The organism is Streptomyces lienomycini (assembly GCF_027947595.1).
GTDB classification, from domain to species: Bacteria; Actinomycetota; Actinomycetes; order Streptomycetales; family Streptomycetaceae; genus Streptomyces; species Streptomyces lienomycini.
Window position 1 is genome coordinate 3,025,839 of the sequence record NZ_CP116257.1, and the last position, 22,100, is coordinate 3,047,938.

Annotated in this window: 19 protein-coding genes and 1 tRNA gene; 18 read left to right on the top strand and 2 right to left on the bottom strand. The window is 73.0% G+C overall.

What is annotated here, in order from left to right; genetic code table 11:
* The first annotated feature begins 39 nt into the window (after positions 1–39).
* The 6 genes from BJ961_RS13575 (at position 40) to BJ961_RS13600 (ending at position 8,837) form a co-directional block, all read left to right on the top strand.
* Positions 40–1,203: a CaiB/BaiF CoA transferase family protein gene (locus BJ961_RS13575; protein WP_271321560.1), complete on the top strand. Its 1,164-nt coding sequence runs from the start codon at positions 40–42 to the stop codon at positions 1,201–1,203.
* A complete protein-coding gene (locus tag BJ961_RS13580) occupies positions 1,203–2,228 on the top strand; it encodes an LLM class F420-dependent oxidoreductase (protein ID WP_271321561.1) in 1,026 nt (341 codons plus the stop codon). The genes BJ961_RS13575 and BJ961_RS13580 overlap by 1 nt, the downstream gene beginning before the upstream one ends.
* Before the next feature lie 2 nt (positions 2,229–2,230).
* Positions 2,231–3,373: a long-chain specific acyl-CoA dehydrogenase gene (locus BJ961_RS13585; RefSeq protein ID WP_271417042.1), complete on the top strand. Its 1,143-nt coding sequence runs from the start codon at positions 2,231–2,233 to the stop codon at positions 3,371–3,373.
* A 73-nt stretch (positions 3,374–3,446) separates the two neighbouring features.
* Entirely contained in the window at positions 3,447–4,661 is a 1,215-nt protein-coding gene (locus BJ961_RS13590; RefSeq protein WP_271321562.1) for an acetyl-CoA C-acetyltransferase, read from the top strand.
* Between the two features lie 47 nt (positions 4,662–4,708).
* Complete coding sequence (locus tag BJ961_RS13595; RefSeq protein ID WP_271321563.1) at positions 4,709–6,892, top strand: 3-hydroxyacyl-CoA dehydrogenase NAD-binding domain-containing protein; 2,184 nt, start codon at positions 4,709–4,711, stop codon at positions 6,890–6,892.
* Between the two features lie 97 nt (positions 6,893–6,989).
* Positions 6,990–8,837: an AMP-dependent synthetase/ligase gene (locus tag BJ961_RS13600; protein WP_271321564.1), complete on the top strand. Its 1,848-nt coding sequence runs from the start codon at positions 6,990–6,992 to the stop codon at positions 8,835–8,837.
* An 83-nt stretch (positions 8,838–8,920) separates the two neighbouring features.
* On the opposite strand, the gene BJ961_RS13605 is transcribed toward BJ961_RS13600, so the two are convergent.
* Positions 8,921–10,060 carry an acyl-CoA dehydrogenase family protein gene (locus BJ961_RS13605; RefSeq protein ID WP_271321565.1) on the bottom strand — a complete coding sequence of 380 codons (1,140 nt, stop codon included), beginning with the start codon at positions 10,058–10,060 and terminating at the stop codon, positions 8,921–8,923.
* Positions 10,061–10,186: 126 nt separating this feature from the next.
* Between BJ961_RS13605 and BJ961_RS13610 the strand changes: the two genes are divergently transcribed.
* Positions 10,187–10,768, top strand: a complete 582-nt coding sequence (locus tag BJ961_RS13610) for a TetR/AcrR family transcriptional regulator (RefSeq protein ID WP_271417043.1) — start codon at positions 10,187–10,189, stop codon at positions 10,766–10,768.
* Positions 10,769–10,797: 29 nt separating this feature from the next.
* Here the strand turns inward: BJ961_RS13610 and BJ961_RS13615 are convergent, their stop codons facing one another.
* Entirely contained in the window at positions 10,798–12,312 is a 1,515-nt protein-coding gene (locus BJ961_RS13615) for an aldehyde dehydrogenase family protein (RefSeq protein ID WP_271321566.1), read from the bottom strand.
* A gap of 374 nt (positions 12,313–12,686) precedes the next feature.
* On the opposite strand from BJ961_RS13615, the gene BJ961_RS13620 reads away from it, so the two are divergent.
* The 11 genes from BJ961_RS13620 (at position 12,687) to BJ961_RS13670 (ending at position 22,073) form a co-directional block, all read left to right on the top strand.
* Entirely contained in the window at positions 12,687–14,546 is a 1,860-nt protein-coding gene (locus BJ961_RS13620; RefSeq protein WP_271321567.1) for a sensor histidine kinase, read from the top strand.
* A gap of 77 nt (positions 14,547–14,623) precedes the next feature.
* Positions 14,624–15,058 (top strand): roadblock/LC7 domain-containing protein, encoded by a 435-nt coding sequence (locus BJ961_RS13625; RefSeq protein ID WP_104633373.1) that lies wholly within the window; start codon positions 14,624–14,626, stop codon positions 15,056–15,058.
* A gap of 2 nt (positions 15,059–15,060) precedes the next feature.
* Positions 15,061–15,435 (top strand): DUF742 domain-containing protein, encoded by a 375-nt coding sequence (locus BJ961_RS13630; RefSeq protein WP_271321568.1) that lies wholly within the window; start codon positions 15,061–15,063, stop codon positions 15,433–15,435.
* Positions 15,413–16,042 carry a GTP-binding protein gene (locus BJ961_RS13635; RefSeq protein ID WP_271321569.1) on the top strand — a complete coding sequence of 210 codons (630 nt, stop codon included), beginning with the start codon at positions 15,413–15,415 and terminating at the stop codon, positions 16,040–16,042. Before BJ961_RS13630 ends, BJ961_RS13635 begins: the two co-directional genes overlap by 23 nt.
* Positions 16,039–16,614 (top strand): GAF domain-containing protein, encoded by a 576-nt coding sequence (locus tag BJ961_RS13640; RefSeq protein ID WP_271321570.1) that lies wholly within the window; start codon positions 16,039–16,041, stop codon positions 16,612–16,614. Before BJ961_RS13635 ends, BJ961_RS13640 begins: the two co-directional genes overlap by 4 nt.
* 174 nt (positions 16,615–16,788) lie before the next feature.
* Entirely contained in the window at positions 16,789–17,817 is a 1,029-nt protein-coding gene (gene tdh, locus BJ961_RS13645) for an L-threonine 3-dehydrogenase (protein WP_271321571.1), read from the top strand.
* A 28-nt stretch (positions 17,818–17,845) separates the two neighbouring features.
* Positions 17,846–19,039, top strand: coding sequence for a glycine C-acetyltransferase (locus BJ961_RS13650; RefSeq protein WP_271321572.1), 1,194 nt, complete (start codon positions 17,846–17,848; stop codon positions 19,037–19,039).
* A 30-nt stretch (positions 19,040–19,069) separates the two neighbouring features.
* Positions 19,070–19,972 carry a LysR family transcriptional regulator gene (locus tag BJ961_RS13655; protein ID WP_271321573.1) on the top strand — a complete coding sequence of 301 codons (903 nt, stop codon included), beginning with the start codon at positions 19,070–19,072 and terminating at the stop codon, positions 19,970–19,972.
* Between the two features lie 51 nt (positions 19,973–20,023).
* On the top strand, positions 20,024–20,383 hold the full coding sequence (locus BJ961_RS13660; RefSeq protein ID WP_271321574.1) for an MmcQ/YjbR family DNA-binding protein: 360 nt from the start codon (positions 20,024–20,026) through the stop codon (positions 20,381–20,383).
* Between the two features lie 161 nt (positions 20,384–20,544).
* The gene (locus tag BJ961_RS13665) at positions 20,545–21,894 is read left to right on the top strand and encodes an MFS transporter (RefSeq protein WP_271321575.1); all 1,350 of its coding nucleotides are present in this window, start codon (positions 20,545–20,547) and stop codon (positions 21,892–21,894) included.
* A gap of 105 nt (positions 21,895–21,999) precedes the next feature.
* Positions 22,000–22,073: transfer RNA gene (locus tag BJ961_RS13670), tRNA-Pro, on the top strand.
* Positions 22,074–22,100: the final 27 nt, after the last annotated feature.

Genomic DNA, 22,100 nt, shown 5'->3' on the forward strand with positions numbered 1-22,100 from the left:
GCGCGACGGCGAGTCGCCCGCGCCCCGAGAGAGGAACCCATGAGCCACCACCCCCCTGACACCCGGGACCGCACCGGTGCCGGCCCGCTGGACGGCGTGCGCGTGCTCGAACTGGCGGGCATCGGCCCCGGCCCGTTCGCCACGATGCTGCTCGGCGACCTGGGCGCCGACGTGGTGCGCGTCGACCGCCCCGGGCCCCGTCCGCTCGCCGGCGACCCCGCCCACGACGTGACCAACCGCAACAAACGCTCGGTCCTGGTCGACCTGAAGTCCCCCGAGGGACCCAGGACCGTACGGGCCCTGGCGGCGCGCGCGCACATCCTGGTGGAGGGATACCGGCCGGGTGTCGCCGAGCGGCTCGGAGTCGGCCCCGAGGAGTGCATGGCCGCCAACCCCGCCCTGGTGTACGGCCGGATGACCGGCTGGGGCCAGCAGGGACCGCTCGCACCTCGCGCCGGTCACGACATCGGCTACATCGCCACGGCCGGCGTCCTCTCCGCGATCGGCTCGGCGGACGGTCCGCCCGCCGTCCCCGCCAACCTGCTCGGCGACTACGCGGGCGGCTCGCTCTACCTGACCACCGGAGTCCTGGCCGCGCTGCTCAGCGCCCGCGCCACCGGCCGGGGCCAGGTGGTGGACGCCGCGATCGTCGACGGCACGGCCCACCTCACCGCACTCCTGTGGGGCATGCTCGCCGAGGGGACCTGGCGGGACGCCCGCGGAAGCAACCTGCTCGACGGCGGCTGCCCGTACTACCGCGTGTACGAGACCGGCGACGGCGGCTGGATGGCGGTCGGCGCCCTGGAACCGCAGTTCTACACCGCGTTCGTCGCCCTGCTCGGCCTGGACGGCGACGACCTGCCGGACCGCGCGGACCCGCGCAACTGGCCCGAACTGCAAGCCCTGTTCGCCGCCCGGTTCAAGACCGCGTCCCGCGCGCAGTGGACGGCCGTCTTCGAGGGCACCGACGCCTGCGTCGCGCCCGTACTCTCCCTGCGCGAGGCGGCGGACCACCCGCACCTGCGCGGCCGCGGCACCTACACCGAGGCGCACGGCGTCACCCAGCCCGCCCCGGCGCCCCGCTTCTCCGCCACGCCCGGCACCCTCCGCCTGCCACCCGCCGTCCCCGGCGCGCACAAGGCCGAGGTGGCCCGCGACTGGAACCTGCCCCACCTGGCCGAACAGCCGAAGGACGGCAGCTGATGGAACTGTCCTCACCACTGACGTACGCGGGCGACCCGCGCGAGGCCGCGGACCGGGCCGCCGCCCTGGAGACCGCCGGACTCGACGCCGTCTGGGTGGCGGAGGCCTACGGCTTCGACTCCCCGACGATCCTGGGATACCTGGCCGCGAAGACCGACCGCATGCGCATCGGCTCGGCCGTCCTCAACGTCTACTCACGCACCCCCGCCCTGATCGCCCAGACCGCCGCCGGACTCGACGCCCTCACCGGCGGCCGGGCCCTCCTCGGCATCGGCGCCTCCGGACCCCAGGTCGTGGAGGGCTGGCACGGCCGCCGCTACGACCGCCCGCTGGGCCGCACCCGTGAGGTGATCGAGCTGTCGCGGCGGATCTGGCGGCGCGAGGTGATCGAGCACCACGGCATCACCGACCTGCCCCTGCCGCCGGAGAAGGGCGGCACCCTCGGCAAGCCCCTGAAGCTGCTCACCCACCCGGTGCGCGACACCATCCCCGTGTACGTCGCCGCGCTCGGCCCGGCCAACGTGAGGATGACCGCCGAACTGGCCGACGGCTGGCTGCCCTTCCTCTACGCCCCGGAACACGCCGCCGAGGTGTGGGGACCGGCCCTGGCCGAGGGCGCCGCCACACGCGACCCCGCGCTCGGACCGCTCTCCGTCGTCGCGGGCGGACTGCTCGCCATCGGCGACGACGCCGAGGAGGCCCGGGACCTGATGCGCCCCACCGTCGCCCTGTACGTCGGCGGCATGGGCGCCCCGGGCCGCAACTTCTACCACGACCTGATCTGCTCCTACGGCTACGAGGCCGCCGCGGCCACCGTACAGGAGCACTACCTGGCGGGCCGCAAGAAGGACGCCGAGGCCGCCGTACCCGCCGAACTGCTGGAACGGATCTGCCTGGCCGGTCCCGAGGGCCACGTCCGCGAACGCGTCGAAGCCTTCCGCGAGGCGGGCGTGACGATGCTCAACGTCACGCCCGTCGGGGCGGAACCCGCCCGGCTGATCGAGCGAGTGAGGAGCTGGCTGTGACCATGCCGCGAGACCTGTACGGCCCCGACCACGAGGCCTTCCGCGAGACCGTGCGGGCCTTCCTCGCCAAGGAGGTGGCCCCGCACCACGAACGCTGGGAGCGCGACGGCGTCGTCGACCGCGAGGTGTGGTGCTCGGCGGGCCGCCAGGGCCTGCTGGGCCTCGCCGTCGACGAGGAGTACGGCGGCGGAGGCACCGACGACTTCCGCTACAGTGCCGTCCTCATCGAGGAGTTCGCCCGCGCCGGGGCCTCCGGGCTGGCCCTCAGCCTGCACAACGACATCGTCGGCCCCTACCTGACCCGGCTCGCCACCGAGGAGCAGAAGCGGCGCTGGCTGCCCGGCTTCGTCTCCGGCGACATCGTCACCGCCGTCGCCATGACGGAACCCGGCGCCGGCTCCGACCTGCAGGGCATCCGCACCACCGCCACCGACCGGGGCGACCACTACCTGCTCAACGGCTCGAAGACCTTCATCTCCAACGGCATCCTCGCCGACCTCGTCGTCGTGGTCGCCCGCACCACACCCGAGGGCGGCAGCGCCGGGCAGAGCCTGCTCGTCGTCGAACGCGGCACGGACGGCTTCGAACGCGGCCGCAACCTCGCCAAGATCGGCCAGAAGGCCCAGGACACCGCCGAGTTGTTCTTCAACGACGTCCGCGTGCCCAAGGAGAACCTGCTGGGGGAGGAGAACCGGGCCTTCACCTACCTGATGGGCAACCTCGCCCAGGAACGGCTGGCCATCGCGGTCGGCGCCGCCGCGGCGGCCGAGGAGATCCTCGACGTCACCACCCGGTACGTGAAGGAGCGCGAGGCGTTCGGCCGACCGCTGGCCGGACTCCAGCACGTCCGCTTCGAGATCGCCGAGATGGCCACCGAGGCGGCGGTCACCCGCACCTTCCTCGACCGCTGCGTCGCCGAGCACAACCAGGGCCGGCTGGACGCCGTACACGCCTCGATGGCCAAGTGGTGGGCCACCGAACTGCAGAAGCGGGTCGTCGACCGCTGCCTGCAACTCCACGGCGGCTACGGCTACATGAGCGAGTACCGGGTGGCACGGGCGTTCCTCGACGGGCGCATCCAGACCATCTACGGCGGCACCACCGAGATCATGAAGGAGATCATCGGCCGCTCCCTCCTCGGTTGAGCCGCCGAGCGCCCCTACCGACGCCCGTGCCGCGGCCGCGGCCTGTCACACACCTACTTGGAGGACACCCGAGGTGAGCACCGAAGCGTATGTGTACGACGCGATCCGCACCCCGCGCGGACGCGGCAAGGCGAGCGGCGCCCTGCACGGCACCAAGCCGATCGATCTGGTCGTCGGCCTCATCCACGAGATCCGGGCCCGCTTCCCCGGTCTGGACCCGGCGGCCGTCGACGACATCGTCCTCGGTGTGGTCGGCCCGGTCGGCGATCAGGGCTCCGACATCGCGCGCATCGCCGCCGTCGCCGCCGGACTGCCCGACACGGTGGCGGGAGTGCAGGAGAACCGCTTCTGCGCGTCGGGCCTGGAGGCCGTCAACATGGCAGCCGCCAAGGTCCGCTCCGGCTGGGAGGACCTGGTACTGGCCGGGGGCGTGGAGTCCATGTCCCGCGTCCCGATGGGCAGCGACGGCGGGGCCTGGGCGCTGGACCCGCGCACCAACCACGACACCGGCTTCGCTCCGCAGGGCATCGGCGCCGACCTGATCGCCACCATCGAGGGGTTCTCGCGCCGCGACGTCGACGAGTACGCGGCGCTCTCCCAGGAACGGGCGGCCACCGCCTGGAAGGAGGGCCGCTTCGAGCGGTCCGTCGTCCCGGTGAGGGACCGCGCGGGGCTCACCGTCCTGGACCACGACGAGCACCCGCGCCCCGGTACCACCGCCGACTCCCTCGGCGGGCTCAAGCCCTCCTTCGCCGACATCGGCGAGTTGGGCGGCTTCGACGCGGTCGCGCTGCAGAAGTACCACTGGGTGGAGAAGATCGACCACGTCCACCACGCGGGCAACTCCTCCGGCATCGTCGACGGCGCGTCCCTGGTCGCGGTCGGCTCCCGGGAGGCCGGCGAGCGGAACGGCATGGTCCCGCGCGCCCGGATCGTCTCCGCGGCCGTCTCCGGCTCCGAGCCCACCATCATGCTCACCGGCCCCGCACCGGCCACCCGCAAGGCCCTCGCCAAGGCCGGGCTGACCATCGACGACATCGACCTCGTCGAGATCAACGAGGCCTTCGCGGCCGTCGTCCTGCGCTTCGTGAAGGACATGGGCCTGTCACTGGACAAGGTCAACGTCAACGGCGGCGCCATCGCGCTCGGCCACCCCCTCGGCGCCACCGGCGCCATGATCCTCGGCACCCTCGTCGACGAACTGGAGCGCCGCGACCTGCGGTACGGGCTGGCGACCCTGTGCGTGGGCGGCGGCATGGGCATCGCCACCGTCGTCGAGCGCGTCTGAACCCCGCGCGGCCACGGCCCCTCACGACCTCACTGGAGACCTGACCCATGGACACCACCGAACGGCCCTCGACCATCCGCTGGGAAGAGTCCGAGGACCACGTCGTCACCCTTGTCCTGGACGATCCGAACCAGTCCGCCAACACCATGAACGCCGCCTTCATCGACTCGCTGGACGCCGTCGCGGCACGGCTCGCGGAACGCCGGGACGACATCAGGGGCGTCATCGTCGCCTCCGCCAAGAAGAGCTTCTTCGCCGGCGGGGACCTGCGCGACCTGATCTCCGTCACCCCGGAGACCGCGCAGCGGTCCTTCGACGCGGGCATGCGCGTCAAGCGCTCGCTGCGCGTCCTGGAGACCCTGGGCAAGCCGGTGGTCGCCGCGATCAACGGCGCGGCCCTGGGCGGCGGTTACGAGATCGCCCTGGCCTGCCACCACCGCGTGGTCCTCGACACCCCGGCCGCCAGGGTCGGGCTGCCCGAGGTCACCCTCGGCCTGCTGCCCGGCGGCGGAGGAGTGACCCGCACCGTCCGGATGTTCGGTGTCGTGGACGCCCTGCGCAAGGTCCTGCTGGAAGGCACCCAGTACCCGCCGGACCGGGCCCTGGAAGCCGGCCTGGTCGACGAGATCGCCGCCGACCCGGACGAACTCCTCGCGAAGGCAAGGGCGTTCGTGGACGCCCACCCCGAGTCCGCCCAGCGATGGGACGCGCCCGGCCACCGCATCCCCGGCGGTACACCCGCGCAACCGAAGCTCGCCGGCCAACTCTCCGCCCTGCCCGCACTGCTCAGGAAGAGGACGGGCGGCGCCCCCGCCCCGGCGCCGCGCAACATCCTCGCGGCGGCCGTGGAGAGCGCCCAGGTCGACGTGGACACGGCCTTCGTGGTGGAAGCCCGGTACCTGACGGAACTCGTCACCGGACAGATCACCAAGAACATGATCCAGGCGTTCTTCTTCGACCTGCAGGCGGTGAACTCGGGCGCCAACCGTCCGAAGGGCGTCGAGTCCCGCGAGGTCACCAGGGTGGCGGTGCTGGGGGCGGGGATGATGGGTGCGGGGATCGCGTACGCGTGTGCGCGTGCGGGCATCGACGTGGTGCTGAAGGACGTGTCGCTGGAGTCGGCGCTCAAGGGCCGGGCGTACTCGGAGAAGCTGTGCGCGAAGGCGCTGGCGAAGGGGCGCACGAGCCGGGAGCAGGCGGACGCGCTGCTGGCGCGGATCACGCCGACCGCCGAGGCGGGAGACCTCGCCGGCTGCGACGTGGTGATCGAGGCGGTGTTCGAGGACACCGCGCTCAAGCACAAGGTGTTCCAGGAGATCGAGCAGGTGGTCGCCCCGGACGCGTTGCTGTGCTCGAACACGTCGACGCTGCCGATCACGGTGCTGGCGGAGGGCGTCGAGCGGCAGGGTGACTTCATCGGGCTGCACTTCTTCTCGCCCGTGGACAGGATGCCGCTGGTGGAGATCATCAGGGGGGAGCGGACGGGGGAGGAGGCGCTGGCGCGGGCCTTCGACCTGGTGCGGCGGATCGGGAAGACGCCGATCGTGGTGAATGACGCGCGGGGGTTCTTCACGTCGCGGGTCATCGGTCACTTCATCAACGAGGGTGTGGCGATGGTGGGGGAGGGGATCGAGCCGGCGTCGGTGGAGCAGGCGGCGGCTCAGGCGGGTTATCCGGCGAGGGTGCTGTCGCTGATGGACGAGCTGACTCTCACTCTTCCGCGCAGGATCCGCGAGGAGACGAAGCGTGCGGTGGTGGAGGCGGGTGGTGTGTGGAGCGCGCATCCCGCTGATGCGGTCGTCGACCGGATGGTGGACGAGTTCGGGCGGCCGGGGCGTTCGGGTGGGGCGGGGTTCTACGAGTACGGGGAGGACGGGAGGCGGGCCGGGCTCTGGGCGGGGCTGCGTGAGCATTTCACGAGGCCGGGGTATGGGATTCCGTTCGCCGACATGCGGGAGCGGATGCTCTTCTCGGAGGCGTTGGACGCCGTCAGGCTCCTGGAGGAGGGCGTGCTGACCTCGGTCGCCGACGCCAATGTCGGGTCGGTCTTCGGTATCGGTTTCCCGGGCTGGACGGGTGGCGTCCTGCAGTACGTCAACGGGTACGAGGGCGGTCTGCCGGGCTTCGTGGCCCGCGCGCGTGAGCTGGCCGACCGCTACGGCGAGCGTTTCACACCGCCCGCGCTGCTGGTGGAGAAGGCGGAACGCGGCGAGACCTTCACGGACTCCTGAACGGAACCTCGAACGGCATCCCGAACCGCACCCCGCACGGACCTTCGCACGGACTTCTGACTCCGGCCGTTTCCCTCCGACCCGCAAGGAGACCCCGATGACTTCCGAGCCCCGTACCGCCGGCGAACCACCCGCCGCCCCGACGGCCCGACGGACCCTGCCGCAGCTGCTGGCCCGCAACGCCCGTGACTACCCCGGGCTCCCCGGTCTCTCCTGGCAGCCGACGGACGGGGACGGCGACTGGACGACGCTCACCTGGGCGGAGATCCACCAGCACACCGAGCGGCTGGCCGCCGGCTACGCGGCACTGGGCGTCGGCCGCGGCGACCACGTGCTGCTGATGATGGCCAACCGCCCCGAACACTGGCTGTCCGACCTGGCACTCGTCCGCCTCGGGGCCGTCCCGGTCAGTGTCTACGGCACCGCGGCCCCCGAGCAGATCACCCACATCGCCCGCAACTGCCGGGCCCGGGTCGCCGTGGTGGAGGGGGCGACGCAGGTGGAGGTGTGGGAGCCGCTCCTGGCCGACGCCGACACCCTGCTGGAGCGCCTGGTCGTGGCCGAGACGGGCGCCGAGGGCGGGCACACCCCGTACGCCGGGCTGCTTCCGGACCCGGTGCCGGTGCCGGTGCCGGAACAGTTCGCCAAGGAACTGGACGCGGCGTCCCCCGACGACCCGCTGACCGTCGTCTACACCTCCGGTACCACCGGGGAGCCCAAGGGCGTGGTCCTGACCCACCGCCAGGTGATGGCCAACGCCCTCGCGCTGGACGCCGTGGTGGAACTGCCGCCGCACGTCGAGCACATCTGCTACCTGCCGTTCGCCCACATCGCCGAGCGGATGCTGGGCATCTACCTGCCCTGCCACCGCGCCTCGCACGTCTACCTCTGCGCCGACCCCACGGCCGTGGGCACCGTCGTGCGCAAGGTGCGCCCCGCGCAGTTCTTCGGCGTGCCGCGGATCTGGGAGAAACTGTGCGCCGCGGTGCGGGCCGTCCTCTCCCTGATGCCGGACGAACAGCGCGAGGTCATCGACGCGGCGTCCGCGGTGGCCCGCGAGCACGTCCGGTGCCGCGAGCGGGGCGAGACGCCGCCCGCCGAGCTGGAGGAGCGGTACGCCCGTGCCCGCGAGGAGGTCCTGCTGCCCCTGCTGGCCGCGGGCGGCCTCGACCGGGTGACCTGGGCGGCCAGCGCGTCGGCGCCCATGCCGGTCGACGTGGTCGACTTCTGGGCCGGATTCGGCGTCGTGATCATGGACGCCTGGGGGCTGACCGAGACCACCGGGGTGGCCACCACCAACAGCCCCCGGACCGGCTTCCGGATCGGCTCGGTGGGACGCCCCGTGGAGTCCGTGGAGGTCCGCCTCGCCGCCGACGGCGAGATCGAGGTGCGGGGCGAGTCCGTGTTCTCCGGCTACCTGCGCCCGGACGGATCGGTGCGGTCCGCCCTCGACGCCGACGGCTGGCTGGCCACCGGCGACATCGGCCGCACCGACGAGGACGGGTACCTCTGGCTCACCGACCGGAAGAAGGAGATGATCATCACCTCGACCGGCAAGAACGTCTCGCCGGCCCTGGTGGAGAACGCGCTCAAGGAGCACCCCCTGATCGGTCAGGCCCTGGTGCACGGCGACCGGCGCTCCTACCTCGTCGCCCTGCTGGTGCTCGACGCGGAGGCCGCCCCCGCCTGGGCCGCGACCCACGGCGTCGAGGTGGACGCCACGGTCGCCGATCTGGTGGGGCATCCGGCCGTCAGGGCCGAGGTGGACCGGGCGGTCGCCGCCGCCAACTCCCGGCTCAGCAGCACCGAGCAGGTGAAGCGGTACGAGCTGCTGGCCGAGGAGTGGGGACCGGCGACCGGCGAGCTGACGCCCTCGCTGAAGATGCGGCGCCGGGTCATCCGGGACAAGTACGCCACCGCGCTGTCCGGGCTCTACGGGGACTGAACCGGGCCCGCGCCACCGGCCCGAAGCGGCGGCCGTCCACCCCGGCACCGGGGGCGGACGGCCGCCGCTTCACGCGGGAGGGCTCAGAGGCCGTACGTCTTGCCGATCACGTCCCGCTGGATCTCACTCGTTCCGCCGTAGACCGTGGAGACCACCGCCGCCCGCAGATGGCGTTCCATGTCGAACTCGGTGGTGTAGCCGTAGCCGCCCATCATCTGCATGCCCTCCAGAGCGGCCCGCTTGGCGACCTCGGTGGCCTTCAGTTTGGCCATCGACGCCTCCCGCGGGAACAGCCTGTCCGGCTCGGCGTCGCAGTCCAGGGCCACCTCCCGCACCAGCAGCCGGGTGCACTCGATCTCGGTGGCGAGGTCGGCCACCCGGTGCCGCAGCGCCTGGAAGGAACCGACGGGCCGGCCGAACTGCTCGCGCTCACGGACGTAGCCGAGCGCGTCGTCGAAGACGCGGCGGGCCAGGCCCAGCATGTTCGAGGCCAGGAAGAGGCGCTCGTAGTTGAGACCGGCCATCAACTGCCGCCAGCCGTCGTTCACCTGTCCCACCACCGCGTCGGCGGGCAACCGGACGTCGGTGAGGAACACGTCGTTGACCTCCCGGCCGCCCATCGTCTCGATGCCCCGCACCTCCACACCCGGCGTCCGGGCGGGCAGGTGGAACATGGTGAGCCCGCCGTGCTTGTCCTCACCGGTACGGGCCACCAGCAGAATGCCCTTCGCGCAGTGCGCGTTGGAGATCCAGGTCTTCTGCCCCTCGACGACCCAGGCGCCGTCCGCCGTCTGCCGGGCCCGGCAACGCAGCGCCCCCACGTCCGAACCGGCCTCCGGCTCCGACATGGCGATCGACAGCACGTCGCCGCGCACGACGCCGGGCAGCACCTCCCGCCGCTGCCGATCGGTGCCGAACCGTTCGTACGCCTTCGCGGCGATGACGGTGGTGACGAAACCGCCGGCCGGGACCATGCCGTAGGAGGTCTCCTCCAGGAAGACACAGGCGTCGGCCAGCCCGCCGCCCGACCCCCCGTACTCCTCGGGCAGGCACACCCCGAGCCAGCCCAGTTCGGCGAGCCTGCCGTACAGGCCGGGATGATGGGCCTCGCGCCCCCCGCCGGTCAGCGCGTCGCGCTGCTGACGGGTACCGCACTCGCGCTTGGCGAAATCTCTAACGGCCGCGACGAAAGCGGACTGCTCCTCGGTGAGACGGCTGCCCATCAGGTCCTCCAGAAGTCGTGTGACAAAGTGTTGGCAGGTGCGTGTTGACGGGTGTGGCAGTTGTTCCCTGATTTCTCGGTTCTCGGTTCTCGGGACGGAGGTGGCGGTTTCGTGAGTACGGTCCCGATGGCCGAGACGGAGGACCCGACGGCACGGCGCATCCTCGACGCCGCGCTGGAGCAGTTCACCGTCTTCGGTCTGCGCCGTTCCTCCGTGGACGACGTCGCCAAACGGGCCGGTGTCTCCCGGGTCACCGTCTACCGGCGCTTCCAGAACAAGGACACGCTGGTCGAGCAGACCCTGCTGCGTGAGAACAGCCGGTTCTTCCAGCGGCTCGACGCGGCGGTCGCGGCACTGCCGACCATGGAGGAACGGGTCGTCGAGGGATTCGTCGTCGCCCTGCGCCACACCCGCGCACATCCGCTCTTCGGCGGCCTGCTGCGCCTGGAACCCGAGGTCGTACTGCCGTACATGACCGTGCACGGCGGCTCCTCGCTCACCGCCACCGTCGACTACCTCACGGCTCATCTGCGCCGCGCGCAGCAGGCCGAGGGACGCCCCGACGAGGACCCGCGGCCCGTCGCCGAACTCATGGTGCGGGTGGCCGTCTCCTTCCTCCTCAACCCGGTCAGCTGCATCGAGATGGAGGACGAGGACCAGGCCCGTGCCTTCGCCCGCCGCTACCTGGCCCCCCTGCTGAAGGCCTGAGCACCACCCCCGGCCGTACGCGGCCGGGTTCAGCGCCGCAGGTGCAGCGTCCGGGCCAGCCGCACGGCGCGCTGCCGGGCGGCCGCCGGTACCTCGAAGGAGGTCAGCGCGATCGGCGGCGTGAACCGCTGCACGGTCGTCGACTGCACCGCCGTGAACGCCCGCAGCCCCTCCGCGCCGTGGATCCGCCCGAAGCCGGAGTCCCGCGAGCCGCCGAACGGCAGTGCCGGTACGGCCGCGAAGCCCAGCACCGAGTTCACCGACACCGCCCCCGCCCGCAGCCGCGCCGCGATCGCGGCCCCGGTGCGCCGGTTGCCGCAGAACACCGCGGCCCCCAGGGCGTACCGCGAGTCGTTGGCCCGCGCGACCGCCTCGTCCACGTCGGCCACCGCGTTGACGGCGACGACCGGTCCGAAGGTCTCCTCCGTCATGGCCGCCGCGTCCTCCGGCACCCCGGTCAGGACGACGGGCGCGACGTACGGCGCCCGGACCGACTCGGGCCCGCCCAGCAGGGCCCGCGCGCCCGCCGACACCGCCGCCGTCACGTGCCGTTCCACGGTCGCGAGCTGACCCGGCAGGGTCATCGGACCGTAGTCCGCGTCGCCGTCGGCGCCCGGCCGCAGCGCACCGGCCCGCTCCACCACCCGCTCGCACAGCGCCGCGTGGATCCCGCGCACGGCGTAGACGCGCTCCACGCCCGCACAGGTCTGCCCGGCGTTGCTCAGCGCACCCCACACGATCGCGTCGGCGGCGGCGTCCAGGTCCGCGTCCGCGGTCACGATCACCGCGTCCTTCCCGCCGCACTCGGCGAGGAACGGCGTCAGCGTCTCGGCGCACACCGCCATCACCCTGCGCGCCGTCCCGGGCGACCCGGTGAACGCCAGCTTGTCGACCTCGGAGCGGGCCAGGGCCTCCCCGGTGGCCGCGGCGCCGGTGACGGTGGCGAGCAGCCCGGCGTGCGCGGGCACGGCCCTGCCGAACAACTCGGCGAGCAGGGTGCCGGTGGCCGGGGTCAGCTCGGACGGCTTGAGAACCACGGCGTTCCCGGCGGCCAGGGCATACCCGACGGAACCCATCGGCGTGTAGCAGGGGTAGTTCCAGGGGCCGATCACGCCGACCACGCCCAGCGGCCGGTGCACCAGTGAGGCCCGCTGGTGGACGGTGAACAGACCGGTGCGCACCCGCCGCCCGCGCAGCACGCGGTCGGCGTTGCGGGCGGCCCAGCCCAGGTGCTCCAGCGTGAGGACGACCTCCAGCTCGGCGTCACCGGCCGGCTTGCCGGTCTCCTCGGCGATGGTCCGGGCGACCGTGTCCAGCTCGGCGGCGAGGACGCGTTTCCAGCGCAGCAGATGCTCACGCCGCCGAGCCGCGGGCAGCGCGGCCCACGCCACCTGTGCCTCCCGTGCCCGGATCACGGCACGGGCGACCTCCTCGGGACCGTCGACCGGGTGCTCGGCGAGCGGTTCGCCCGTCGCCGGGGAGCGGGTGGTGAACGTCGCGGACGTCGCGGCACGGGGTGCGGCGTCCGGGGCGGTGTCGGTCATCGGGCCCCCAGCGAATCGAAGATACAAAACCTATCTACTTGTTTCATGTGCGCGTGGGCGCGTCAATACTCCGATGGGGGCGGGAGCGGTGCCGTCGGGCGTCCGGAGCCGCTCCGCTGTCACTCACCGTGACTGAATCTGATCGGCTTCGATCGATCCTCGACGCTTCACGAACGGGTGCTTCACCGGCTTATCGGTCTGTCGTACGAGGCCTCATACCAGAGCGGGACGTTGGCCGCGGGACTTTGTCAACTGCCCACCGCACATGAGGGGCAGGCGACTACTGTCAGTGTCCGTCGGGCGACGTAGGGCCGACGCACCAGCGCGACACACCAGCACGACGGACAAGCACACGGACCAGTACGAGGACACCGATGTCTCACCTCCGCGCACCGGCCGCGCGAGCAGACCGCCGCGAGGGCGGGCGGCACGGCCGGCCGGCCCCACGTACCACCACCGCCCTGCCCGAGACCCACATACGACCCCAACTCCTCCGGCTCGCCGTGCTGCCGCCGGTGGCGGTCGCCCTCAGCGCCTGCGCGGTCGTTCTCTTCACCGTCCGGTCCACCGGTACCCGGCCCGGCCCCGTCCTGTGGTGCGTACTCGCCGGCGCGGTGTCGGTGACCGTCGCGGCCGTCGCCATCGCGGCCGTCGCCGCCGACCGCGCCGCGCGCTCCGTGCACGACCGCGTCGGCGCCCTGCGCCGCAGCACCGCACGCCAGGAGGGCGAGCTGCGGGCCGTCGTCGACGCGTTGCGCCGCGGTGAGACGCCGTCCCCCCGCAAACCGCGCGGCGGGCCGCCCGCCGACGCCGACGACTTCGAACTGCTCGCCGCCGACCTCTCCCGGGCCCACGACGGCGCCGTCACCGCCGTCGTCCGGGCCGCCCAGCTCTCCAGCCAGGCGGGCAGCGAACAGAAGCTGGAGGTCTTCCTCAACCTCGCCCGGCGCCTCCAGTCGCTGGTGCACCGCGAGATCTCCATCCTGGACGAGCTGGAGAACGAGATCGAGGACCCCGACCTCCTCAAGGGCCTCTTCCACGTCGACCACCTCGCCACCCGCATCCGCCGCCACTCCGAGAACCTCGCCGTGCTCGGCGGCGCCGTCTCCCGCCGCCAGTGGAGCCACCCGGTGGACATGACCGAGGTGCTGCGCTCGGCCATCGCCGAGGTCGAGCAGTACTCCCGGGTCCGGCTGGTCCCGCCGATCGACGGCACCCTGCGCGGCCACGCCGTCGCCGACGTCATCCACCTGCTGGCCGAACTCGTCGAGAACGCCACGCTGTTCTCCGCCCCGCAGACCCAGGTGCTGATGCGCGCCAACCTCGTCACCTCGGGCCTCGCCGTCGAGGTCGAGGACCGCGGACTCGGCATGCCCGTCGGCGAACAGGACCGGATGAACGCCCTGCTCGCCGACCCCGACCAGGTCAACGTCGCCCGCCTGCTCGCGGACGGGCGCATCGGACTGTTCGTCGTCTCCCAGCTCGCCAAGCGGCACGGGATCACCGTGCGGCTGCAGACCAACATCTACGGCGGTGTCCAGGCCGTACTGGTCGTCCCCCAGGCCCTGCTGGGCACGGAGCCGGGTGCCCTCCCGGGCGGTACGGACCGGCCGGCCGAGATCACCGCGGCCGAGCCGGTGCCGGTGCCGGTGCCGGTGCCGCAGCCCCGGTCCGCGACGCCCGTGGCACCGCCAACTCCGGTCGCACCGGACCCGGTCGCACCCGCCCCGGTCGCACCGGCGTACCTGGCACCGGCGTCCGTGGCTCCGGCGTCCGTGGCTCCGGCTTCCGCCGCACCGGCGGCTCCGGCTCCCGGGGCGCCCGTTCCCGCGGTGGCGTCCGGCCCGGACCAGGTCCGCGGGGCGGACGGTGAACCCCGGCCGCTGCCCGTGCGGGGCACGCACCGCAACCGGCCCACCCCGGCCGCCGCCGTGCCCGGAGTGCGGCCCGACGACCGGGGCGTCCTCGCCGAACACGCGGCCACCCCGCCCGTCCCGCGCCACAGCACGGTGCGCGGCACCATGGGCAAGCCCCAACTGCCGCGCCGCCGCGCCCAGGAGCACATCGCACCCCAACTGCGCGGTGGGCCCGCCCCGCGCCAGGACCCCGAGCAGTACGTCGGCCACGACCCCGGCCTGATGGCGGCCTTCCAACGCGGAATCGGCCTCGCCGAGGCGCAGCAGCACACGGACCCCGCCCCGTTGACGCCGACCCGCGGGAACCCGGCCGGATGACCACCCCCACGACCACCCCCACCACCTCCACGACCAGCGCTCCCACAGACCTGCGTACCCCAAGGAGTCGATCCACCATGGCGAGCGATGCGCCGACCGGCCACGTGTCCGACCTCGACTGGCTGATGAGCGGCCTCGTCCAGCGCGTGCCGCACACGAGCAGCGCGGTCCTGCTGTCCGCCGACGGACTGGTGAAGTCCGTCCACGGCCTCGACGCCGACAGCGCCGACCACATGGCGGCCCTGGCCTCCGGCCTCTACTCCCTCGGCCGCAGCGCAGGTGTCCGCTTCGGCGACGGCGGAGACGTGCGGCAGGTCGTCGTCGAACTCGACTCGACGCTGCTCTTCGTCACCACCGCCGGCTCCGGCACCTGCCTCGCCGTGCTGGCCGGCCGCGAGGCCGACGCGGCCGTGCTCGGCTACGAGATGGCGATGCTGGTCAAGAGCGTCCGCCCCTACCTGGTCACCGCGCCCCGGCAGCACGCCGTCGAACCCCCGGCGATGAGGCCTTGACCGTGGCCGCGGCCGGCGACGGGCCCTGGCTCGACGACGCCGCCGGACGGCTGGTGCGCCCCTTCACCGTCAGCAACGGCCGTACCCGGCCCACCGTCTCGCTCGACCTGATGTCCCAGGTCATGGCCACCGGGGCGACCCCCCTCGGCTACCTCGGACCCGAACACGCGCAGGTACTCGACCTGTGCCGGGCGCCCCTCCCGGTCGCCGAGCTCGCCGCGCATCTGCGGCTCCCGGTGGCGGTCACCAAGGTGCTGCTCTCGGACCTCGTCGACTGCGGCGCGCTGACCACCAAACCCCCCGCCGCGTTCCACCACCACCCCACGGACCGGGCCCTTCTGGAGGCAGTGCTCGATGGACTACGACGACAGCTCTGACTACGCGCCCGGCGAAGGCGCCGACCCGTTCCCCACCGCCCTGAAGATCCTCGTGGCCGGTGGATTCGGTGTCGGCAAGACGACCTTCGTCGGCGCGGTCAGCGAGATCGCGCCGCTGAGCACGGAAGAACTGCTCACCACCGTCAGCGCCGCGACCGACAACCTCGACGGAATCGAGAACAAGCTCGAAACGACCGTGGCCATGGACTTCGGCCGCCTCACCCTCGACCCCGAACACGTGCTGTACCTGTTCGGCACCCCCGGCCAGGAACGCTTCTGGTTCATGTGGGACGAACTGTGCGAGGGCGCGCTCGGGGCGGTGATCATCGCCGACACCCGCCGCCTGGAGGAGTCCTTCGCCGCCGTCGACTTCTTCGAGGAACGCGGCCTCGGCTTCGTCGTCGCGATCAACGAGTTCGACGGCGGCCACCGCTACGACCCCGAGGAGGTGCGCGCGGCCATGGACCTCCACCCCGAGATCCCCATCGTGCGCTGCGACGCCCGGATCTCCAGCTCCGGCGTGCAGACGCTGCTCACCCTCGTACGCCACCTCATCGCCCACACACCGGCCCCCACGACCGGATTCGGCGCCGGAGCCCGCCCATGAGCTACGACCCGCCACGCCCGGCCGGACGCCTGCTGCTCACCCCCGAGGACCGGGAGGCCCCCGAGCGGGTACGGCGGCTGCGCCGGCTCGGTCTCGCGGAACGCCCCGACCCCGCCCTCGACGCCTTCGCCGCCCACCTCGCCGGCCTCACCGAGGCGCCGTACGCGATGGTCAACTTCCTCGTGGAGGGCGGGCAGTTCTTCGCGGGCCTGCGCGTGCCCGAGATCCCTCCGGTGACACGCGGGGACGGGACCAGCCCCGAGTTCGGCCGGGTCCAGCCCCGCGACCACGGCTTCTGCCCCCACGTGGTGGTCCGGCGCAAGGCGCTGGTCCTGGAGGACGTACGCGACTATCCGCGCTTCGCGGGCAACCCCGTCGTCGACACGTTCGGCATCCGCTCCTACCTCGGCGCCCCGCTCATCGACAGCACGGGGACGGTCCTCGGCACCGTGTCCGCCGCCGACGTCCGGCCCCGGACCTGGGGGACCGAGGGCCTGGCGACGATCAAGTCGACGGCCGCCGACCTCGTACGGCGCATCGAGCGCAGCGCGGAGGACGGGTTCCCCCTGTGAGCGGCGGGCGCGTGCGAGGCGTGAAGCAAAGCTGCGACCGGGGTTAAGAAAGGCTCGATGGACCCGGGGCGGTGTCGTACGGCAGATTGCTGTGCGATTCCCCTCCCCTTCCCGGACGCGGGCCGCTTCGGCATGCCCATGGCCGGGACCTCACCCCCGTCAGGAGCCGTAGCGTTGAAGGCGCTGGTCAAGGAGAAGGCGGAGCCCGGGCTGTGGCTCGCGGACGTCCCGGAGCCCGTCATCGGCCCCGGTGACGTCCTCATCAAGGTGCTGCGCACCGGCATCTGCGGCACCGACCTGCACATCCGGGCCTGGGACGGCTGGGCGCGGCAGGCCATCCGCACCCCGCTCGTCGTCGGCCACGAGTTCGTCGGCGAGGTCGTCGACACCGGGCGCGACGTCACCGACATCAAGACCGGCGACCGCGTCAGCGGCGAGGGCCACCTGGTCTGCGGCAAGTGCCGCAACTGCCAGGCCGGACGGCGCCACCTGTGCCGCGCCACCGTCGGTCTCGGCGTCGGCCGGGACGGCGCGTTCGCCGAGTACGTCGCCCTGCCCGCCTCCAACGTCTGGGTGCACCGGGTCCCCGTCGACCTCGACGTCGCCGCGATCTTCGACCCGTTCGGCAACGCCGTGCACACCGCGCTGTCCTTCCCGCTGGTCGGCGAGGACGTCCTCATCACCGGCGCCGGACCCATCGGTCTGATGGCCGCCGCCGTGGCCCGGCACGCGGGCGCCCGCAACGTCGTCATCACCGACGTGAGCGAGGAGCGGCTGGAACTCGCCCGCAAGGTCGGCGTCAGCCTCGCCCTGAACGTGTCGGCCGCGACCATCGCCGACGGACAGCGGGAGCTGGGCCTGCGCGAGGGCTTCGACATCGGCCTGGAGATGTCCGGCCGCCCCGAGGCCATGCGCGACATGATCGCCAACATGACGCACGGCGGCCGGATCGCCATGCTCGGCCTGCCCGCCGAGGAGTTCCCGGTCGACTGGGCCCGCGTCGTGACCTCCATGATCACCGTCAAGGGCATCTACGGCCGCGAGATGTTCGAGACCTGGTACGCCATGTCCGTGCTGCTCGAAGGCGGCCTCGACCTCGCCCCGGTGATCACCGGCCGCTACTCCCACCGCGACTTCGAGGCCGCCTTCGCCGACGCCGCGAGCGGCCGCGGCGGCAAGGTCATCCTCGACTGGACCGCGTAAGTCATCTCCCTTCCTAGGAGCTTCTGAGATGTTCGACTCCGTGCGCGACGACCTGCGCACCACCCTCGACGAGATCCGCGCCGCCGGGCTGCACAAGCCCGAGCGCGTCATCGGCACCCCGCAGTCCGCGACCGTCGAGGTCACCGCGGGCGGCCGCCCCGGCGAGGTCCTCAACTTCTGCGCCAACAACTACCTCGGCCTCGCCGACCACCCCGAGGTCGTCGCCGCCGCCCACGAGGCGCTGGACCGCTGGGGCTACGGCATGGCCTCCGTGCGCTTCATCTGCGGCACCCAGGAGGTGCACAAGGAACTGGAGGCGCGGCTCTCCGCGTTCCTCGGCCAGGAGGACACGATCCTCTACTCCTCCTGCTTCGACGCCAACGGCGGCGTCTTCGAGACCCTCCTCGGTCCCGAGGACGCGGTGATCTCCGACGCCCTCAACCACGCCTCGATCATCGACGGCATCCGCCTGTCCAAGGCCAAGCGCCTGCGCTACGCCAACCGCGACATGGCCGACCTGGAGGCACAGCTCAAGGCCGCGGGCGACGCCCGCCGCAAGCTGATCGTCACCGACGGCGTCTTCTCCATGGACGGATACGTGGCCCCGCTCGACGAGATCTGTGATCTTGCCGACCGCTACGACGCCATGGTCATGGTCGACGACTCGCACGCCGTCGGCTTCGTCGGCCCCGGCGGCCGCGGCACCCCCGAGCTGCACGGCGTCATGGACCGCGTCGACATCATCACCGGCACCCTCGGCAAGGCGCTCGGCGGCGCCTCCGGCGGCTACGTCGCCGCCCGCGCCGAGATCGTCGCCCTGCTGCGCCAGCGCTCCCGCCCGTACCTCTTCTCCAACACCCTCGCCCCGGTGATCGCCGCCGCCTCCCTCAAGGTGCTCGACCTGCTGGAGTCCGCCGACGACCTGCGCGTCCGGCTCGCCGAGAACACCGCCCTGTTCCGCCGCCGGATGACCGAGGAGGGCTTCGACATCCTCCCCGGCGACCACGCCATCGCGCCCGTCATGATCGGCGACGCGTCGAAGGCGGGCCGCATGGCCGAGCTGCTGCTGGAGCGCGGCGTGTACGTGATCGGCTTCTCCTACCCGGTCGTCCCGCAGGACAAGGCCCGCATCCGCGTGCAGCTGTCCGCCGCCCACTCCACGGACGACGTGCACCGCGCGGTGGACGCCTTCGTCGCCGCCCGGGAGCAGCTCGCCGCCTGAGACCCCCGGTGACCTGAGAGAATCGATCCCATGATCGAGGCGCGGCGGCTGCACATCCTCCGAGCGGTGGCGGACCACCGCACCGTGACGGCGGCGGCCGCCGCGCTGTACCTCACCCCGTCGGCGGTCTCCCAGCAGCTGGCCGCCCTGGAGCAGGAGACCGGGCACCGCCTGGTCGAGCGCGGCGCCAAGGGCGTACGGCTGACCCCGGCCGGGGAGATCCTGCTCAGCCACACCAACGCCGTCCTCGCCCAGCTGGAGCGGGCCGAGGCCGAGCTGGCCGCCTACGGCTCCGGCGAGGCCGGCACGGTCACGGTCGCCTCCTTCGCCACCGGCATCGCCCTCGTCGTCGCGCCCGCCCTGGCCCGCCTCGCCGCATCGGCGCCCGGCATCCGCCTCCGCGTCCAGGACGCCGAGGGCGACGCCAGCCTGCCGATGGTCCTCGACCGGCAGGTCGACGTGGCCGTAGCCGTCGAGTACCGCGGGGCACCGCCCGCCGACGACCCGCGCCTGACCCACGTCTTCCTGTACGCCGAGCCCTTCGACGCGGTCGTCCCGGTCGCCCACCGCCTCGCCGACGCCGACGAGGTGCCGCTCGCCGAGCTGGCCAAGGACCCCTGGATCGGCCCCTACCCGGGCAACCCGTGCCACGACGTGGTCGTGCTGGCCTGCGAGAGCGCCGGGTTCCAGCCCCGCCTCGAACACTCCTCGGACGACTTCCGCGCCGTGGTGTCCCTCGCCGCCGCCGACGCCGGGGTGGCGCTCGTCCCGCGCTCGGCGCTGCTCGGCACCGACCTCACCGGCGTGGTCGTCCGCCCGGTCGACGGGGTCGCGCCCACCCGCCGCGTCTTCGCGGCCGTACGCCGCGGAGCCGAGGAGCACCCGCTGATCCGCCCGGTCCTGGACGCACTCGGCGAGGCGGCCCGGGCCTGAGGGGCCGCGCGGGCACGGCCGTTGTCAGTGCGGGCGGATAACGTCCCCGACATGCCGGACGCAGAAGACGTACGCCGTATCGCCCTGTCCCTTCCGGACACGACGGAGAAGACCGCCTGGAGCATGCCCACGTTCCGGGTCGCGGGCAAGATGTTCGCGACACTGCCCGAGGAGGAGACCTCACTCGCGGTGCGCTGCCCCAAGGAGGAGCGCGACGAACTGGTGCTGGCCGAGCCGGAGAAGTTCTGGATCGCGGGGCACGAGGCCCAGTTCGCCTGGGTGCGGGCCAGGCTCGCCGCGCTGGAGGGCGAGGACGAACTGCGCGACATCCTCGCCGACTCCTGGCGCCAGGCGGCCCCGACCCGGCTGCTGGAGGCCCACCCCCGGCTGGGGCTGCCGGCCGGGGGCTGAAAACCCCTCGGGCGTTGTCCGTGCCCCGTGGCATGATCCGAACACGTGCGTGACAGCCGGGACCGGAGGGGGGTTCCGGCCGTCGGACGTACGCCGCGAGCGGGATCGGTGGGTGCGCGGGACGGGACGCCGGCGGGGCCGGCCGGGGAGGCGGGAGCGGGATGGCCGGGACGTCGTCGCAGTCCACTCACGAGGGGGCGCCGGCCGGCGGGGAGCCGGCCGCGGTGCGAGCCGTGTGGTCGCGGGACTTCGCGCTGTTCTTCGCCGCCCGCGCCGTGGCCCGGCTGGGCGACACCATGCTCCCCGTCGCGCTCGCCGCCGGTCTGCTCCAGCACGGGTACGGGGCGGGCGCGGTCGGCCTGGCCATGGCCGCGACCGCCGCCGCCTTCGCCGGTCTGGTCGTCTTCGGCGGAGTCCTCGCCGACCGGTTCAGCACCCGCAAGCTGATGATCGGCGCCGACCTGGTGCGGCTCGGCACCCAGGCCCTGGCCGCCACGCTCTTCTTCTCCGGGCACGTCGTGCTGTGGCAGATCTGCGCCATCGGCTTCGTCAACGGCGTCGCGGGCGCCGTCTTCCAGCCCGGCGTCGCCAGCACCGTGCCCCGGCTCGCCTCCGACATCCAGGGCGCCAACGGCGCGATACGCGTCGCCGAGTCCGCCGCCCAGCTCGCCGGCCCCGCCGTGGCCGGGCTCCTGGTCGGCTTCGCCTCACCCGGTGGCGTCTTCGCCGCCCACGCCACCACCTACGCGCTCAGCGCCCTGTGCCTGCTGCTGCTCCGCCTGCCCCCGCCCGCGCCGGCGCCCGTGCCGGGGAGCCGAGCGGAGGCCGGTCGCGGGAGCAAGGCGTTCCGCGCCGACCTGGTCGAGGGGTGGCGGGAGTTCCGCGCGCGGCGGTGGCTGTGGAGCGTCATCGCCGTCTGGTGCGTCTACATGATCGCCGTCTGGGGCCCGACCGTTCCGCTGGTGGCCACCGAGGTGGTTCAGGAGCACGGCCCGCGCGCGTACGGACTGGTCAACTCGGCCCTGGGCGCCGGCACCGTCGTCGGCGGCCTCCTCGCGCTGCGGCTGCGGCCCCGCCGCATGCTCCGGGCCGGAGCGATCGCCCTCGTCGGTTTCGCCGCCTTCCCCGCGAGCGTCGGTGCCGGGCTCGACGTACCCGCCATGGCGGCCGGGGCCGCCGTCGCCGGGGCCGGGATGTCCTTCTGGGGCGTGATGTGGGCGACCAGCGTGCAGACCCAGGTCCCGCCCGACGTCCTCAACCGGATCCACGCCTACGACGTGGCGGGCTCGCTCGCGATGATGCCCGTCGGCCAGGCACTCGCGGGCCCCGCCGCGGCGGCCCTCGGCGCCGACCACGTCCTGCTCGTCGCCGGCGCGACCAGCTTCGCCGTGTGCGCCGCCCTGCTCCTGATCCCCGCGGTGCGCGGACTGGTGCGGGTGGACGCGGCCGCGGCGGGCTCGAGCGGGACCGCGGCCGCCGCGGCCGAGCCGTCCCGCACGCAGAAGTGCTGACGCCGCCGGACCGTGCCCCGGAAAAGCGGTGCGCGACCACCGGCCCGAGTGCGGTATGGTTTTCCTGCGCGTTCGACCAGGGGAAACCCCAGGTCAGACGGGCATCGGGACGTGGCGCAGCTTGGTAGCGCACTTGACTGGGGGTCAAGGGGTCGCAGGTTCAAATCCTGTCGTCCCGACTGGAGACAGTCGTTGATCGAGGGGCG